Genomic DNA, 17,347 nt, shown 5'->3' on the forward strand with positions numbered 1-17,347 from the left:
TCCCAGAGATAGCTACTTTTAATTCTATGTATTCCCCCCTGCCTTAACCCTTTGTTGATCTGCCATCAGAGGAAAGCAGCATGCCCAGGCATTCACCTCCCTACGAAAAAGTCAGAAGAGCGAAATATGCCCACCAGAAGAAGCGCGGTGAGCGGAGCCATAAACGAGGCCGAAGGGCGGGGGCGGAAAGGCCTGTGGGGATCCCCGGCTTCGATTCAGTGGAGGAGTGGATCCGCTATGAACTTGATGCACGCGACGCCCGTCTGGCTTATGAAGCCGCAGCGCAGCCTCTGCCGCCACTGCCCGTTTTCAGGGCGAGGAATCTGGCTGAGCGCGTTACGCTGATGTTGTATGCTCAGCATGTCTTCGGGATGGAGTTTCAGCCAGCGGTGGGCAACTATGCGTTGTTCCGGCGTGTATACGATGACAATGATGCTTACGAAGACAACGAGGCGCACGAAAGCAATGAGATGACAGAGCAGCCCGGCCGTGGGCTGCTTCTGCCGGAGGAGGTTGCCACCGGGCTGGTGTCCGGAGCCACCTCCTACGGCGGTGAGCTGCTTCTGCCGAAACCCGTCACCGCCTGGCAGGCGTCCGGAGTCACCTCCTCCGGTGGTGAGCTGGTTCTGTCGGAGGACGCAGCTACCAAGCAGGAGTCCGGAGCCTCATCTGCCAGTGGGCACCCTGTGCCAGAACATACTGCCCTGACGATACTGGGCGGGGCTGGTGCCGCTGTGCAGGCGGCAGTGCCAGGCCCCGGCGATCGTCTTAGCGAGTTGGTCCGCATATCGGGCTTAATGATGGCGGCAGCGGCAGCCCAAATAACCCCGCGACGGGTGGCGCAGACGGTGGGGGCCACAGCCATACTTGGCGGACTGGGCTGGGCATGGTACTCAATGTTCGGCCCGGACAGTAAAGAGGATGAAAACGCTGCCGCGTACGAACGCCTGGCTGAACTGAGCGGCATGTTAACAGAGGATGAGCGGGAACTGATAGGCGCGCTATTTCCGAAGCGAAACACTGCCCCACCGACTGAAATAACCTCACCCTTTAATGCCAGAGACATTGCAGAGCTGGAAGCTATCGTCGCGGAACTGGCGGAAGAGGACATGACTCTACCCGCACTCAGCCGCGGTGATATTGTCAGCCTGGAGTCGGAAGGTACAACCCTGGGTGAAGACACCTCTCACTCACCCATGAAAATTCGCGCCAAAAGGTCACTTCTGATCACAGAACCCCTGGTTTCGCATGCTCCTGGCGAGGAAAAGGTGGTGGATCAACCCTCCCCGACAACCACTGAAGCACCCACGTCGGTCAACGTGACCACTGAAGCCGAGTCCCGAAGCGCATATTGGGCAGAAGAGTATAAAGCGGCCCAAAATGGCACCTTAGCACAATCGATATTTTTGATGCTCAGCACCGGTCCAAAAGCCGGTGAACGGGGCAGTCTGTATGCCCCCAGAGAGAGCTTTCCATTAGCGGACGCGTGGTTCACGAGAATGGATGAGCTGAAAGTTGAAACCTTCAGAGAAGCGTTTCAACAGGAGATTAAAGAGGAGTCCATTGCAAGCATCTACGATCCCCATTCCAGCGCGAAGTCTGCAGCATTACCCGATGAGCGCTGGTTACATTTGGGGCGTTATTATCTCCAGCTGTACCGCAGGGCACTGTATGACTGGGGGACGGGGCTGCTTCATATGAATGTGGAGGAGGCCAGAGATGAAGAAGTGCTTGTACAGCGCCTTGAAGCGCTGACCCGTAAGCTGAATGCTGACTGGGATGGCAAAGCGATGGATGAGAATGAGCTGAAGGATTATTCGGCTAAAAGTAAAAAACTGGCGCAGCGTACGGCTAAGTTGACCACCTACAGCGCCGAGAGGCCGACGGCGGAGATCATGAAAAATTCGTCATGGTCATTTCCTACCGATATTCCGGACGCTGAAGTGTTCTTTGGGCAGTACAGCCTGTCTTATGTTGATCTTATTGATCGCTCGCGATTTTCCGGAACGTTTCCGGCGTATCTCAAACTTATGCTGACTAGCCTGGTGGATCTTATTCGGGACGATACGGGTAACGTGAACCTGGTTACGCTCTATACCTCATGGAGTCTCCTGACGGTTAAACGTCTGTTATACGCCCTGGAGAATGGCGACAGGGTTGCCGCATATGATTTTGCGGTACTGGATGAGGAATTAAATAAGATAATTAAAGAGCATATTTTTCTGCTCTGGGATGAACAAACGCAGACGAAATATTTCGAACTGTATAACGAGTCGATAGTGGAGGCGTTGCCGCTGTTACGGGCAATGGAAGTGAGACACACCAGCGAGACAACCCCAGCGCCGCTTACTGTACCAGAGAATAACACCGCACAGCCTGATGACTTAACCACAGCACTGCCCGAACATCCGATGCTGGCGGGCGTTGACTGGGAAGACATCCGTCAACAGGCCGAAAAAGCGCCACCGATGCCAGAGCGTTTCAGCACTGAGAGATACATGCTGGATAAGCTGAAAACGAAACTGGATCGACAGATAGCAGAGTTGACCGGTTTTTTGGGGGAGAACATCCTCCACCCCGACCGCTATATGGGCGCCTTTGTGAGGGAATCGTTAAGGATGCATGGGTTGGCGGAAAAATGGTCCGATCAATCGACCCTAAAATCCCGGGACATGGTCGTTAAAGCCATGCCCGGGATGGAGGCACAGGGCAAAGTATCCACCACTATTCCGGGTCGTAGCTACACGCTGCTTGATATCGCAAGGGGAGTGCCGCGAAGGGATTACGGGGCATCCTATACCAACGATTTAATTATCTGGCCCTCTTCGTTTCCCTATGCTCTGAAAGAGCGTTTGGGCAATCTTGGTAATTATGTTGAGTGGCGTATCAAGGAACAGTTTGATCCCGATAAAGCTGAAGGCGGGCAAAAGGCGAAACGAGTCTATAAATTCATGGGGTTGCGATCGGCGCTTGCTTATATTGGCAGAAAAGGCCGCATCCCGCATGCGTCCCAGGATGAGTACCATCAGCGTTATGTCGATGCGGTCGAGCGTTATCTTAAAGGGGAAACAAACGCAGAAAGCGTCGAGTGGCACGGAAGCACCCTGGCAGATGTGATTTTTATACCGGTTTCGCCTTCCCGGGTGCCAGGGCAAAAGAAAATCGGGGTACTGCTGTCGCTGTGGAACAATGATTATTATGAGGTGCCGTGGCCAGGTTTTTCTCTCAAAGTCCATAAAGAGGGAAGCAACAGAAGAATTGCTCCTGGCGTAGTGATTGAAAAGAATCCCTCACTCAAGGCGTTTATGGAGAAACACCGTACGACCCGTGTCGGGAAGTCACTGGCGAAAGTGACTGACCATTATGGCTACCGTGCTGAACATTATGATGCGCCAGCATACGCTATGGATATGATTGCTGAAGAATCCTCAACGGATTATTACCCGCCTTTTGCCACCTCCGCGAAAACGCCGGATGCGCTGTTCGATAAGCTTATTGATATGCATCGTAAGGATCTGACGGAACTTTATGATGATTTGATTTACTCGTCTGCGGAACATCAACGGGCTGTTGCATTTGAATTGATTAATACGCTGGCCATTATAACCGGGGCAATGCTTATGGTTGGCGGCGTTATGCTGGGCGGCTCCTCAATGATGTGGGTAGCGGCATCGCTGGCGGTGACCTTGTTGGGCGAAGTTTTGCCCACTGCCATACTCGCATCGCTGGCAGATGATAAGGAAGAGCAAGAACTGTATATCCGTTCTATGGTGATGGCAACAGCGTTTGAACTGGGCGGCAATCTGGTTGGGCCTGCAATAGGCGGGCTGGTGGCAAGCACACGACGGCTGGCGCGGCTCGGGAACACGGCGGTGAAGGAGACATTGCCCGACCTGTACCGGTTAGTGAAGGAAAAAATGATGCAGGTGCTGTCCAGCACGGGCATACGGCGATTGCGCCAGGTACCGGAAACGGTGGAAGCCATCAGCAAGCAAGCCCGCAGCGATCTGGATAACCTGGTTGAGGCGCTTAAAAAAACGGACGCTGCGCGTCCTTCCGGGAAAGCAAAACCACCAGACAAAACAGAACCGGTTGCCGGGTCATCAAAACAACAGACAAATACTGGCGCGGGTGCAAGCAGTCCAGCGGGAGAAAACCTGCTGAAGCAATCGAAAGTTGCCAAAAAAGTCATCAGCAAAATGAGAGAGCTGGGGTTTAAATCGGATATTCGCATCCTTACTCGCTGGACGAAAGGCAGTACGGCAGATGACATTATTAACCAGTATTTCGTTCAGGGACGAAGAGGGCAGGACCGTGTCGTCGTACAGATGTTTTCCGATAACAATGAATTCTCCTATATTTATTTTGATGAAGATGAGTGGTTGCGAACAGTCATTAAAAAGAGTGAGCAAACAGATGCAGTGACAGGTTATTATGACGTTAAGGGCGACGCGGATTTTTCAGAATTATTTAATGAGTTTGAGCCGATGACCGAAGCGGCCGGTAATTTGCCGCTAAAAGATTACCCTGTCGAAGGTGTACTGATTTACACCTCGCAAGAATATAAAAATGCGGTTAAAAATACGGGGCTGGATTTTGATGATATGCAGACATTTTTTGAGAAAACCCTTGGCGCGGAAAAAGGCGCAGAGGCAGAAACCTCTCTTTCAGCTGCTATCCGCCAGGCATTAAAAGAAAACCCGCAGTTACAGTCTTCGCTAAAAAATCTCCCCTTCTTTGCCGATATACCTGTTAACTTGTCACAAGGCGATTTGACCATGCGATATGCCGCCTTGCTGAAAGATATTGGCCCGGATATTACGCAATTCAGGCCAATTCTTAATGATCTGGCGCTTAACCTCAGAGATCCCTCCAGGATAAAAAGTCTGACGGAGTTTTACACCTACGAATTACAGAACAGTGGTTTTAACATCGCAGCGCCTGATTTCTTAACGTATAAAGCAAATGTGGGGAAAAAATGGTGGGGTAAAATTATACCCTCAAAAAATATAGACAGAGTTGATGCTGCTTTTAATAAAGCCTTTGTCCGGGCTCAACAACTGTCTGCGCTGCTTGAACAAGCAAGAACGTCGCCAGAATTGCGCAACGCGGCCCTTGTGGTTCTGGCCAGACATTTAAACACGCCCAATTCATCCATTCTTGGAGAATCCTATCAACGGCTTGATGAGTTATCGCGTCGGCTTTATCAGCAGGCGCATTATCATGTTAAAGAGACAAAACTTAGCCGTGTAATTCCTGTTACAGAAAAAGAGGGGGCTGTAGAGCCAACGGTGGCATTTGTTTACGAAAGAGATCCTACAGCACGTATCATGCTCGTTTTCCCCAATGTTTTAGATGAGAAAGGCATAAAAAACACGCTGCTTCATGAAATGACTCACCATGCTGTTGGGTCGGAGGATTACAGCTATATCGCCGATCTTGGCAAGAAATTCCCGAATTCAAAGCAACACCATTTTAGATTTGGCCAATCGAGTTGGGAAACGATAAGCCCGCATGCGACCTTAGGCCGGACATCGCAAACATCGGCAGAATATCTTGCCAATGAACTTCCTCCTTTAAACAATCTGGACCGTGCAATAGCGCAGGCCAGGGTCATATTTCTGGCGATGGAGCGGGCCAATGCCAAAATGAATAACGCAGACTCACTGGTCGTACTGATTAATGAGTTGCTTAACAGTTTCAAATTTAAGTGGGTGGGTGATGAGAAAACCGGGCACTGGGTGGTTACCCTGGCAACCGGTAGCAGAACACGGCGTTCAACCGAAGACGATATGTTCTTGCAGGAACTGGTCGACAACCTGACGGCGACCATGCTTTCGCAGGCAATGGATTTTAGTGTTGAAGGTATTTTCACGGATGATGAGATAAAAACGTTTAACCTTGAACTGACTCAACCGGTCAGGGGGAACGCGACACACATTGCCACACCAAAGAGCTGAGTTGATACGTTGTGGAAGAAATACAAAAAGGCGGGTTAATTAACAACAGGAAACGCTGGTGTCCCCTGCAGGAATCGAACCTGCAATTAGCCCTTAGGAGGGGCTCGTTATATCCATTTAACTAAGGGGACAAGACGGCAGGAGTATAACGTTATTTAGGCCCCACGTTAAGCTTGCCTGCCGTCAAGTGATTAAACTGTCGCCGTTTATGCCTCTTTTTCTTTGCTGGCGGCCTGACGCTTTTGCTCTGCTTTGCGAGCATTGATCATATCGTTACGGATCTGTGCGTGGCTAAGCAGGGCGAAAATAAATGTCCCGCCGCAGATATTGCCAGCCAGCGTCGGCAGGGCAAATGGCCAGATAAATTCGCTCCAGTGAAGTGTGCCGTTAAACACCAGATAGAAGATTTCTACCGCACCCACCACAATGTGAGTGGTATCCGCCAGCGCAATAAGCCAGGTCATCAGAATAATCACCACTATCTTGGCCGAACCTGCCGCCGGGAACATCCAAACCATGGTGGCGATAATCCAACCTGAGATGATGGCGTTGGAGAACATTTCCAGTGGCGTGTTTTTCATTACATCCATGCCGATTTTGACGAACGCATCGCGCGTCTGTTCATCAAAAATTGGCATGTATTCAAACGCCCATGCGGCAATGGCCGTGCCAATGAGGTTGCCCAGCAGCACAACGCCCCAGAGTCGCGCCATTAAACCAAAATTGACCCAACCGGGGTTTTGCATTACCGGCAGTACCGCCGTGACGGTGTTTTCAGTAAACAGCTGTTGGCGCGCCATAATGACAATAATAAAACCGAAGGTGTAGCCCAAATTCTCCAGTAAAAATCCGCCGGGGACACCCTCTAACTGGACGTGGAAAATGCCCTTTGCCAGCAGCGAGGCGCCCATCGACAGGCCGGCGGCGATTGCCGACCAGAACAGCGCCATGGCATCGCGTTCCAGCTCTTTTTCGCCGTCCTGTCGAATATGTTCATGAATGGCCATCGCGCGTGAAGGCAGGCGGTCTTCGTCCAGTTCAATGTCTTCGCCGCGCTTTTTTTCATCGCTCTCGACTTCAATTTCCTTGCGCTTGCCGCCGATTTTCTCTTCTTCGATACGCTCCACAACTACCTCACTCTTAACGTGCAGATATCATCAAGCGTAGCGAGTTTCTGGCGCGCGCTCTGGCGGTATCGTCTGAAAGTGCCATCAACAGCAACAATGGTGATACGCGGCGGATTTAGCCTGTATAAAATGGTTAACGCAGCGCGCTACTGAATGCGCGCTATGCTGAAATGAGGGGCGTTCGCCGCGTAGACATCATAAGACGCGCTGATACAATGCGTGGCATGTTGCAGGCATTTGCCGTTGCGCCGTTATGGATGGCATTCATCAATAGCCATATTCTTCAGGGAGACACCTATGAAATACCGCCTGTCGGCCCTTGCGCTGGCGACCTCTGTGCTGGTCGGCTGCGCCAGTTCCGGTTCCGGAGAGTCGCAGGGGCGTTCCGACCCGTTCGAAGGGTTTAACCGCACCATGTACAACTTCAACTTCAATGTGCTGGATCCGTATGTCGTTCGACCGGTTGCCGTTGCCTGGCGTGATTATGTGCCGCAACCGGCGCGTAACGGTTTGAGCAACTTCACCAGCAACCTTGAAGAACCGGCAATCATGGCGAACTTCTTCTTACAGGGCGATCCCTACCAGGGGATGGTGCATTTCACCCGTTTCTTCCTGAACACCCTGCTGGGCATGGGCGGCTTTATGGATGTCGCCGGGATGTCGAATACAAAACTGCAGCGTGTCGAACCGCACCGCTTCGGCAGCACGTTGGGTCATTACGGCATGGGTTACGGCCCGTACATGCAACTGCCATTCTACGGTAGCTTTACCCTGCGTGAAGATGGCGGCGATGCCGTGGATACACTCTATCCGGTGCTTTCCTGGTTGACCTGGCCGCTCTCCGTCGGTAAATGGACACTTGAAGGGGTTGAATCCCGCGCGCAACTTCTGGATTCCGATGGTCTGCTGCGCCAGTCTTCTGATCCGTATATTCTGGTGCGTGAAGCCTACTTCCAGCGCCACGATTTTATCGCCAATGGCGGCAAGCTGAAGCCGCAGGAGAACCCGAACGCGAAAGCAATCGAGGGCGATTTGAAAGATATCGATGCCGAGTAACCGCGACATCAATAAAAAAAGGTGAGCCGAAGCTCACCTTTTTTATTGCTGCCTGTTTATCAGAACCCGTAGTTAAAGTTCATGCCATACAGCCATGCACGGCCGCTGGATTCGAAGGTGTAAGGGCCTTCGGTGAACTTCACTTTCTGACCATGCATATACGAAACGCCGACGTCGACGGACGCATCTTTATTGAAGGCGTAAGTCGCACCGGTGCTCAGCCACAGACGATCCTGGTCCGGAATAGAAATGGAGCGTTTATCTGCAGGAACCGGGCTGTCGTCATAGGCAATACCGGCGCGGAAGGTCCAGTTATCGTCCATGTAGTAGGTGGTGCCTAACGCAATGCGGTACGCATCTTTAAAGCTTTCATCTTTATAGAACAGCGTCTGACCATTGCTGCCGGTGGCTTTCAGTTCCTGGAACTGGCTCCAGCTGGTGTAGGTCATGCTGTAGTGGATAGCCCACTGCGGGTCGATACGGTTGTAACCCGAGATCTCCCACATTTCCGGCAGATTCAGTGTCAGTGCGCCATTAATCGTGGACCCGGCAGTCGCATAAGGCAGAGTGCTAAGACCTAATCTCGGGGCCAGCGTGTTAACGGCTAACGGCAGGTTGCTGCGATAATCGCCATCAAAGTCAATTTTAACTTCTGAGCGATAGGTAAAACCGTAGCGGTTGTTTTTATCCAACTCGTACAAAATACCTGCGTTCCAGCCATAACCCCATTCATCACCTTTCAGGCGCGCAATTTGTGTATTGGCCGGAATGGCACGAGATAAGTTATACACACCGCCTGTTTGAGCATCTACCATCTGTGGCAGGTCGCCAGCATAACGTTCAACTTTGGCTTTAGCATAAACGGCATTAAAACCAAGCCCGAAGCTCCAGTGGCTGTCCAGGCGATAGGCACCACTCAGGTTCAGGTTGAGGGTTTCGAGATCCGTTTTACCGCCCATGGAGCCGGCTGTGTAGCTATCGTTGAACTCGGTAGCCAGACCATAATTGGAGGTGACAGACGCACCCCAGCCAAACTGGTCGTTAATCGGCGCCACAAAGTGCAGGTTTGGCACCCACGCCGTCGGCGCGATATTGTCCTGGCTGGCATCGTTACCAATGGCGGAACGGCCCTTCACATTGACGTCCGGATCGACGAACACCGCACCGCCCGAGAACATCGGTCGATCGTACATCATAATCAGTGCGGGGTTGCGGCTGGCGTTTCCTGCATCATCTGCAATCGCGCCCTCACCGGAATAGGCACGGCCAAGACCAGAAGACGAGAACTCATTGAGTTGAAAGCCTGCGGACCAGGCCTGGGTAGAGACGATTGCCACTGCGACTGCCAGAGCAGACTTGGTAAAACGGGTTTTCTGGCTCATGACCATAACCTCATTCGAAATCGAGTTATTTTTATTCAAACTATGTTACATGTCGTAACGGAGCGCGAAGTGTAGGGTCTGAGGTACATCAGAGAAATCAGACCAGTGGCGGAAGTATAGGTCTGACCAGAGGGAATGTTGCAAGGTTGTATATAAGTTTTTTCAATTGTGATCTTCGAAACGGGATCTGCGTGGCAAAATTGCGGCCAGTGTTAATCAGTCGATTCGAACATTTTTGTTTTAGATCATTTTTAAGTGTGATTTCGGTCACTTATGGTCATTCATTCCATTAACAACTGGAGAGCCGAATCCACGGGGCGTAAAATAAACACATCGTTTATCTGGCACCTTGGGTGCGAATTCAGAGGAAATCTACCATGAGTAAATGCAGTGCTGATGAAACCCCGGTTTGCTGCTGTATGGATGTTGGCACCATTATGGACAACTCCGACTGCACCGCCTCTTACAGCCGTGTGTTCGCAAACCGTGCTGACGCGGAAGAAACGCTGTCTGCCCTGAGCGCACGCGCACGTACCGTTGAATCCGATCCGTGCCAAATCACGTCCTCCTTTACCGAGGTGGATGGCGGCGTGCAGTTGGACATCGATTTTGTGTTTGCCTGCGAAGCGGAAACCCTGATTTTCCAGCTCGGCCTGCGTTAAGCTTCCCGCCTGCGCTCCCGTCCTGCGGGAGCGTTTTATTAAGTTTCTCTGTGCCTTAGCTCCCATTTTTTTTCTCCCCCCATTGGCTAAATGTAAAAATTTGGTTAAGACTGTTATCAGGTCAGACCACTTAAAGCGTTACGCTGTTAACAGGGGAGTGTTATGAGTCAGGCATTACCGCTTGTCACCCGTCAGGGCGACCGCATTGCCATTGTCAGCGGGCTACGCACGCCTTTTGCCCGCCAGGCGACCGTTTTTCACGGTGTACCGGCTATCGATCTCGGCAAAATGGTCGTAGCAGAAATGTTGGCGCGCAGCGAAATCCCACCCGATGTGATAGAACAACTGGTCTTCGGCCAAGTTGTGCAAATGCCGGAAGCCCCCAATATCGCCCGCGAGATTGTGCTCGGTACGGGCATGAATGTGCATACCGATGCGTACAGCGTCAGCCGTGCCTGTGCGACCAGTTTCCAGGCGGTAGCGAATGTTGCTGAAAGTCTGCTTACAGGTACCATCCGCGCGGGTATAGCTGGCGGAGCGGACTCCTCTTCTGTACTGCCGATTGGCGTCAGTAAAACGCTGGCGCGTACGCTGGTCGACGCCAATAAAGCCCGTACCATGGGGCAAAAACTAAAGCTTTTTTCACGCTTGCGCCTGCGCGATCTGCTGCCCGTTCCGCCTGCGGTAGCGGAGTATTCCACCGGGTTGCGAATGGGTGACACCGCTGAACAGATGGCGAAAACGTATGGCATTACCCGTGAACAGCAGGATGCGCTGGCGCACCGTTCGCACCAGCTTGCGGCGCAAGCCTGGACGGAGGGAAAACTGGCCGATGAGGTGATGACCGCTTATGCTCCGCCGTTTCGCGATCCGGTAACGCAGGACAATAACGTGCGTACCCAGTCGACACTGGCAGATTACGCGAAATTGCGCCCGGCGTTCGATCGTCGTCATGGTACGGTGACGGCAGCAAACAGTACGCCGCTGACCGACGGTGCCGCCGCAGTGATCCTGATGACTGAATCCCGGGCAAAAGAGCTGGGCCTGACGCCGCTCGGCTATTTGCGCAGCTATGCGTTTACCGCCATCGCCGTGCAACAGGACATGCTGCTTGGCCCGGCATGGGCGACGCCGCTGGCGCTTGAACGCGCCGGGTTGACCATGGCGGATTTGACCCTACTGGATATGCATGAAGCCTTTGCCGCGCAAACCCTCAGCAATCTGCAGTTAATGGCAAGCGACAGATTTGCCCGCGAGGTGCTTGGGCGCGCTCAGGCCACCGGCGAAGTGGACGAGAGCAAGTTTAACGTGCTGGGTGGCTCAATTGCTTATGGGCATCCGTTTGCTGCTACGGGGGCGCGCATGATCACGCAAACGCTGCATGAGCTGCATCGCCGCGGCGGCGGTTTTGGTCTGGTCACTGCCTGTGCGGCAGGCGGGCTGGGTGCGGCAATGGTTCTGGAGACTGAATAATGGAGAAGATATCCGCATTTACGCTCAGTGTGCGCCCCGACAACGTTGCCGTTATCACCATTGATGTACCTGATGAAAAGATGAACACGCTGAAAACAGAATTCGGCGCTGAAGTCCGCACGATGCTGAAACAGATCCGCGACAACAAATCGCTGCGCGGTGTCGTGTTTATCTCTGCTAAGCCAGATAACTTTATTGCCGGAGCGGACATCAATATGATCGCCCGCTGCAATAGCGCAAAAGAGGCGGAAGATCTGGCCCGACAAGGGCAGCAGATTATGGCGGAGATCCATGCGCTGGCGATCCCGGTTATCGCCGCGATTCATGGTGCATGCCTGGGTGGGGGACTTGAGCTGGCGCTGGCTTGCCACCGTCGTATTTGTACTGATGATGGAAAAACGGTGCTCGGCCTGCCTGAGGTTCAGCTTGGTCTGCTGCCGGGCTCAGGCGGCACGCAACGCCTACCCAGGCTGGTGGGCATCAGTACCGCGCTGGAAATGATCCTGACCGGGAAGCAGCTTCGCGCGCGTCAGGCATTAAAAGCAGGGCTGGTGGACGATGTCGTTCCGCAGTCGATCCTGCTGGAGGCCGCCGCCGGGCTGGCAAAACAGGAGCGTCCTGCCAGCCGACATCTCCCGGTGCGGGAGCGTATTCTTGCCGGGCCGCTGGCCCGTTCGCTGCTGTTTCGCATGGTGGCGAAGAAAACAGAACAGAAAACGCAGGGCAATTACCCTGCCGCACCGCGTATTTTGTCGGTGCTGGAAACGGGGCTGGCGCAGGGGCGCAGCAGCGGTTATGACGCAGAAGCCCGTGCCTTTGGGCAACTGGCAATGACGCCGCAATCGCGGGCGTTGCGTCATCTCTTTTTCGCCAGTACAGAGGTGAAAAAAGATCCTGGCAGCGACGCGCCGCCGGGGCCGTTAGAAACCGTGGGCGTGCTGGGGGGGGGATTGATGGGCGGTGGGATTGCCTACGTCACCGCCTGCAAAGGGGGATTGCCCGTTCGCATTAAAGATATTAATGCGAAGGGGATTAACCATGCCCTGAAATACAGCTGGCAAGAACTGGATAAAAAAGTACGCCGTCGCCATATCAAAGCGGCGGAGCGTGACGCGCAAATGGCGAAGATCTCCGGCTCGCTGGATTACCGAGGATTTGCCCAGCGTGACGTGGTAATCGAAGCCGTGTTTGAAGATCTGGCGCTGAAGCAAAAAATGGTGGCGGAAGTGGAAGCCCACTGCGCGCCGCATACCCTGTTTGCGTCCAATACCTCGTCATTACCCATTGGTGATATCGTCGCCCATGCAGTTCGTCCGCAAAATGTGATCGGATTACATTTTTTCAGCCCGGTGGAGAAGATGCCGCTGGTGGAGGTGATCCCGCATGCGGGAACGCATCCACAGACCATTTCCACTATTGTGAAGCTGGCGAAAAAACAGGGTAAAACGCCGATTGTGGTGGCGGATAAAGCGGGTTTTTACGTAAACCGTATTCTCGCGCCTTATATCAGCGAGGCGATCCGGCTGCTGCATGAAGGGGAACGGATTGAAACTATCGACCAGGCGCTGGTGAAGTTTGGTTTTCCGGTCGGGCCTATTCAACTGCTGGACGAAGTCGGCATAGATACTGGAACAAAGATCATTCCGGTGCTGGAGGCGGCTTACGGCGAGCGGTTTAGCGCGCCTGCAAGTGTTGTCAGCGCAATCTTGAACGACGATCGCAAAGGCAGAAAAAATGGACGCGGTTTCTATCTTTACCCGGCGAAAGGGCGTAAAAGCAAAAAACAACCTGATCCGGCGATCTACAGCCTGATCGGCGCGTCTGACAGTGGCAGATTAGCGGCGGCACAAATCGCGGAACGCTGCGTGATGTTAATGCTTAACGAGGCTGCACGCTGCTTCGATGAGCAGGTGATCCGCAGCACGCGCGACGGCGATATTGGTGCGGTGTTCGGTATTGGATTCCCCCCCTTTTTAGGGGGGCCGTTCCACTATATGCAGCAGGTCGGTGTACGCGATATTGTCGCAACGCTGCAGCGGCTGGAGACGCAATTCGGCGCGCGTTTCACGCCGTGTGCGCGGTTGGTGCAGATGGCGGAGCAGGGAGAAAATTTCTCTGCGCAACAGGAAACTGAATCTGTAAGCTAAGGTCTAAAAAAAAGTAAATCTGTTAAAGCTCATGGCGTTCGCGGTTATTTTGTAAACAGTGATTGACTATACTTACGCCATTGAGGTAAAAAACAGCGTTTCATTCAGCGAATGAATCAGGCACAATGCCCGGCCATTGGTCTTTCCCGTAGTTGCGAAAGGGTTTCGTAGTGGAACGATCAATGATTCTGGTTAACAAAAGCGGTGCAATATGCAAGTTTTTATCATGCGTCACGGCGACGCTGCCCTCGATGCAGCCAGTGACTCGGTTCGTCCCTTAACCCCTTGTGGCTGCGACGAATCCCGTCTTATGGCAACCTGGTTGAAAGGCCAAAAAGTGGATGTTGAACGTGTTCTGGTCAGCCCTTTTTTACGTGCTGAGCAGACGCTGGAAAAGGTTGGTGAATGCGTAAACCTGCCTGACAACGTGGATGTCCTGCCGGAACTGACGCCTTGTGGCGATGTTGGCCTTGTAAGCGCTTATTTGCAGGCGCTGGCAAATGAAGGGACTTCGTCGGTATTGGTGATTTCTCACCTGCCGCTGGTGGGTTACCTGGTGTCTGAGCTCTGCCCGGGTGAAGCGCCGCCGATGTTTACCACTTCCGCTATCGCCTGCGTGACGCTGGACGAGAACGGCAAAGGGGTGTTTGACTGGCAAATGAGTCCCTGCAACCTGAAGATGCGCAAAGCCATCTGATCCGCCGGACCATGGTAATAAAGAGCCGCTTTTTGCGGCTCTTGTCATTTCTGGTTCAGGGGAGTTCTGGCGGCTGCCACTCTTCTACTTCAATCAGCACCAGCACGGCAGCGTCACCGCCATACTCCTTCGGTGCCTGATGGAAGGCCATGACATGCGGGTGCTGCGCCAGCCATAGCGGTGTTTGCTGTTTCAGAATATGTTTACCGTGGCCATGCATCACACAGGCGCAAAACACATGTTCGCGACGGCAGGCGGCAATCAGCGCACCCAGCTCCTGTTTCGCCTGCATCTGCGTTAGCCCATGAAGATCAAGAAACAGTTCCGGCGAATAATCACCGCGACGAAGCTTTTTCAGCTCAAAATGGCTGACATCTTCGCGCACATATTTCACCGGCCCTTCGCGGTTCAGTAATGGCTGAAACTCATCGGAAAAATAGTGGCTGTTATCGATCTGCTCCTGCAAAAGCCGTTTTACTGGCACGTCGCTGATTTTTTTGCGCGTCGGGCGGTGTACCACAGTGTCCTGCTTGATCTGCCGCGTCCCGGTCATTAGTTGCCGGAACAGCGCCTGCTCCTCCTCGCTAAGCGATGGTTTCTTTTTCATTTGCGCATCTCATCTCTTATTTCCTTCAGTGTACCCGACTCGCAGCGGCTCAGGTGTAGCAAAATGCATTTTTACCGCGCGCCAGCGCGTGACGATGCTGATTTATCGCCGTCTTCATGGCAAACTAGCCGCCGAATTTATTGCGAGCATGTACCTGGGGGATAATATGGATAAAATTTTCGTTGAAGAAGCAGTGAATGAGCTGCACACCATTCAGGACATGCTGCGCTGGGCAGTCAGCCGGTTTAGCGCCGCCAATATCTGGTACGGACACGGTACGGATAACCCGTGGGATGAAGCTGTGCAACTGGTGCTGCCGACGCTCTATTTACCGCTGGATATCCCGGAAGAGATGCGCAATGCGCGCCTGACCTCCAGCGAGCGCCACCGTATTGTCGAGCGAGTTATACGCCGTGTTAACGAGCGCATTCCGGTAGCCTACCTGACGAATAAAGCCTGGTTCTGCGGGCACGAATTCTACGTTGACGAGCGCGTTCTGGTGCCGCGTTCACCGATTGGTGAGCTGATCAATAACCGTTTTGCCGGGCTGATCCAGACGCAGCCGCAGCATATTCTGGATATGTGTACTGGCAGCGGCTGTATTGCTATTGCCTGCGCCTACGCTTTCCCGGAGGCGGAAGTCGACGCCGTAGATATCTCCACCGATGCGCTGGCGGTGACAGAACACAACATTGAAGAGCATGGTTTGATTCATCATGTCACGCCGATCCGTTCTGATGTGTTCCGCGAGTTGCCGAAAGTGCAATACGACCTGATTGTGACTAACCCGCCGTATGTGGATGAAGACGATATGTCCGACCTGCCGTCGGAATACCGCCATGAACCTGAACTGGGTCTGGCGTCCGGTAGCGATGGTCTGAAATTGACGCGCCGAATTCTGGCCTGCGCCCCGGATTATCTTTCCGACAGCGGTATCCTGATTTGTGAAGTCGGCAACAGCATGGTACATCTGATTGAACAATATCCGGATGTGCCGTTTACCTGGCTGGAGTTCGACAACGGCGGGGACGGCGTTTTCATGCTGACCAAAGCGCAACTCATCGCAGCGCAGGAACATTTCAGCATTTATAAAGATTAAATCAACGCTCAACACCAACAACGACAACGACAACGACAACGGAGCCGTGATGGCAGGAAACACAATTGGACAACTCTTTCGCGTAACCACTTTCGGCGAATCGCACGGCCTGGCGCTGGGCTGTATTGTCGATGGTGTACCGCCTGGTATTCCCCTGAGCGAAGCGGATCTGCAACACGATCTGGACCGTCGTCGTCCGGGAACATCCCGCTATACCACGCAGCGTCGCGAGCCGGATCAGGTGAAGATCCTCTCCGGCGTGTTTGACGGGGTAACCACCGGGACCAGCATTGGCCTGCTGATCGAAAATACCGATCAGCGATCGCAGGATTACGGCGCCATTAAAGACCTGTTCCGTCCGGGGCACGCCGATTACACCTATGAGCAGAAGTATGGCGTGCGCGATTATCGCGGCGGCGGTCGTTCTTCCGCCCGTGAAACCGCCATGCGTGTTGCCGCAGGGGCCATCGCCAAAAAATACCTGGCGCAGAAATTCGGCATCGTTATCCGCGGTTGCCTGACCCAAATGGGCGACATTCCGCTGGAGATCAAGGATTGGGAGCAGGTTGAACAGAATCCGTTTTTCTGCCCGGATCCCGCTAAAATCGACGCGCTGGATGAACTGATGCGCGGCCTGAAAAAAGAGGGCGACTCCATCGGCGCGAAAGTGACTGTCGTGGCTGACGGAGTACCCGCTGGTCTTGGTGAGCCTGTATTTGACCGCCTGGATGCCGATATCGCTCACGCGCTAATGAGCATTAATGCAGTCAAAGGCGTTGAAATTGGCGACGGTTTTGAGGTGGTGAAACTGCGCGGAAGCGAAAACCGTGACGAAATCACCAAACAGGGTTTTCAGAGCAATCACGCAGGCGGCATTTTGGGCGGTATTAGCAGCGGTCAGCAAATTACAGCCAATATTGCACTGAAACCGACCTCCAGCATTACCGTTCCGGGGCGGACGCTTAATCGCTTTGGCGAAGAAGTGGAGATGATCACGAAAGGCCGTCACGATCCGTGCGTGGGCATTCGTGCGGTGCCAATCGCCGAAGCGATGCTGGCGATTGTGCTGATGGATCACTTCCTGCGCCAGCGCGCGCAGAACGCCGATGTTACGACCACTCTTCCACGCTGGTAAAC

11 protein-coding genes and 1 tRNA gene are annotated in these 17,347 nt (G+C 53.3%); 8 read left to right on the top strand and 4 right to left on the bottom strand.

Annotation, left to right across the window (positions count from 1 at the left end; all coding sequences use genetic code 11):
• The first annotated feature begins 80 nt into the window (after positions 1-80).
• On the top strand, positions 81-5,960 hold the full coding sequence (locus RTX30_RS20665) for a hypothetical protein (RefSeq protein ID WP_312692358.1): 5,880 nt from the start codon (positions 81-83) through the stop codon (positions 5,958-5,960).
• 56 nt (positions 5,961-6,016) lie between these two features.
• Here RTX30_RS20665 and RTX30_RS20670 read toward each other — a convergent pair.
• A tRNA-Arg gene (locus RTX30_RS20670) sits at positions 6,017-6,091 on the bottom strand.
• 75 nt (positions 6,092-6,166) lie between these two features.
• Positions 6,167-7,087, bottom strand: a complete 921-nt coding sequence (locus RTX30_RS20675) for a formate/nitrite transporter family protein (protein WP_312692360.1) — start codon at positions 7,085-7,087, stop codon at positions 6,167-6,169.
• 297 nt (positions 7,088-7,384) lie between these two features.
• On the opposite strand from RTX30_RS20675, the gene mlaA reads away from it, so the two are divergent.
• On the top strand, positions 7,385-8,143 hold the full coding sequence (mlaA, locus tag RTX30_RS20680) for a phospholipid-binding lipoprotein MlaA (RefSeq protein ID WP_312692362.1): 759 nt from the start codon (positions 7,385-7,387) through the stop codon (positions 8,141-8,143).
• Between the two features lie 59 nt (positions 8,144-8,202).
• Here mlaA and fadL read toward each other — a convergent pair whose 3' ends face one another.
• The gene (gene fadL / locus RTX30_RS20685) at positions 8,203-9,525 is read right to left on the bottom strand and encodes a long-chain fatty acid transporter FadL (RefSeq protein ID WP_312692364.1); all 1,323 of its coding nucleotides are present in this window, start codon (positions 9,523-9,525) and stop codon (positions 8,203-8,205) included.
• Between the two features lie 377 nt (positions 9,526-9,902).
• On the opposite strand from fadL, the gene RTX30_RS20690 reads away from it, so the two are divergent.
• From RTX30_RS20690 to sixA, 4 genes are all read left to right on the top strand, one after another.
• Positions 9,903-10,187: a YfcZ/YiiS family protein gene (locus RTX30_RS20690; RefSeq protein WP_312692366.1), complete on the top strand. Its 285-nt coding sequence runs from the start codon at positions 9,903-9,905 to the stop codon at positions 10,185-10,187.
• 162 nt (positions 10,188-10,349) lie between these two features.
• Positions 10,350-11,660, top strand: coding sequence for an acetyl-CoA C-acyltransferase FadI (gene fadI / locus RTX30_RS20695; RefSeq protein ID WP_312692368.1), 1,311 nt, complete (start codon positions 10,350-10,352; stop codon positions 11,658-11,660).
• Positions 11,660-13,807 carry a fatty acid oxidation complex subunit alpha FadJ gene (fadJ, locus tag RTX30_RS20700; protein WP_312692370.1) on the top strand — a complete coding sequence of 716 codons (2,148 nt, stop codon included), beginning with the start codon at positions 11,660-11,662 and terminating at the stop codon, positions 13,805-13,807. Before fadI ends, fadJ begins: the two co-directional genes overlap by 1 nt.
• A gap of 211 nt (positions 13,808-14,018) precedes the next feature.
• Positions 14,019-14,504, top strand: a complete 486-nt coding sequence (gene sixA, locus RTX30_RS20705; RefSeq protein WP_312692372.1) for a phosphohistidine phosphatase SixA — start codon at positions 14,019-14,021, stop codon at positions 14,502-14,504.
• Positions 14,505-14,559: 55 nt separating this feature from the next.
• Here sixA and smrB read toward each other — a convergent pair whose 3' ends face one another.
• Positions 14,560-15,111, bottom strand: coding sequence for an endonuclease SmrB (gene smrB / locus RTX30_RS20710; protein WP_312692374.1), 552 nt, complete (start codon positions 15,109-15,111; stop codon positions 14,560-14,562).
• Between the two features lie 166 nt (positions 15,112-15,277).
• Here smrB and prmB point away from each other — a divergent pair, with 166 nt between their 5' ends.
• Complete coding sequence (gene prmB, locus RTX30_RS20715) at positions 15,278-16,210, top strand: 50S ribosomal protein L3 N(5)-glutamine methyltransferase (protein ID WP_312692376.1); 933 nt, start codon at positions 15,278-15,280, stop codon at positions 16,208-16,210.
• A 49-nt stretch (positions 16,211-16,259) separates the two neighbouring features.
• Complete coding sequence (gene aroC, locus RTX30_RS20720) at positions 16,260-17,345, top strand: chorismate synthase (RefSeq protein ID WP_312692378.1); 1,086 nt, start codon at positions 16,260-16,262, stop codon at positions 17,343-17,345.
• The last annotated feature ends 2 nt before the right edge of the window (positions 17,346-17,347 follow it).

The sequence above is a fragment of the Kosakonia sp. genome (assembly GCF_032052965.1).
GTDB lineage: Bacteria > Pseudomonadota > Gammaproteobacteria > Enterobacterales > Enterobacteriaceae > Kosakonia.